Source organism: Escherichia sp. Lx600-2, assembly GCF_036662595.1.
In the GTDB taxonomy this organism is placed as follows: Bacteria; Pseudomonadota; Gammaproteobacteria; order Enterobacterales; family Enterobacteriaceae; genus Escherichia; species Escherichia coli.
The window spans coordinates 1-735 of the sequence record NZ_JAYQWM010000250.1; the positions used below are offsets into that span (position 1 = coordinate 1).

Sequence of the window (735 nt, forward strand, 5' to 3'; positions counted from 1 at the left end):
GGCACTGTTGCAAAGTTAGCGATGAGGCAGCCTTTTGTCTTATTCAAAGGCCTTACATTTCAAAAACTCTGCTTACCAGGCGCATTTCGCCCAGGGGATCACCATAATAAAATGCTGAGGCCTGGCCTTTGCGTAGTGCACGCATCACCTCAATACCTTTGATGGTGGCGTAAGCCGTCTTCATGGATTTAAATCCCAGCGTGGCGCCGATTATCCGTTTCAGTTTGCCATGATCGCATTCAATCACGTTGTTCCGGTACTTAATCTGTCGGTGTTCAACGTCAGACGGGCACCGGCCTTCGCGTTTGAGCAGAGCAAGCGCGCGACCATAGGCGGGCGCTTTATCCGTGTTGATGAATCGCGGGATCTGCCACTTCTTCACGTTGTTGAGGATTTTACCCAGAAACCGGTATGCAGCTTTGCTGTTACGACGGGAGGAGAGATAAAAATCGACAGTGCGGCCCCGGCTGTCGACGGCCCGGTACAGATACGCCCAGCGGCCATTGACCTTCACGTAGGTTTCATCCATGTGCCACGGGCAAAGATCGGAAGGGTTACGCCAGTACCAGCGCAGCCGTTTTTCCATTTCAGGCGCATAACGCTGAACCCAGCGGTAAATCGTGGAGTGATCGACATTCACTCCGCGTTCAGCCAGCATCTCCTGCAGCTCACGGTAACTGATGCCGTATTTGCAGTACCAGCGTACGGCCCACAGAATGATGTCACGCTGAAAAT

1 protein-coding gene is annotated in these 735 nt (G+C 52.8%); it reads right to left on the reverse strand.

Annotated elements, in window-relative coordinates; all coding sequences use genetic code 11:
* Positions 1–52 precede the first annotated feature (52 nt).
* The coding region (locus OQV04_RS24825; RefSeq protein WP_001704202.1) for an IS6-like element IS26 family transposase at positions 53–735 on the reverse strand (683 nt) is incomplete at its 5' end.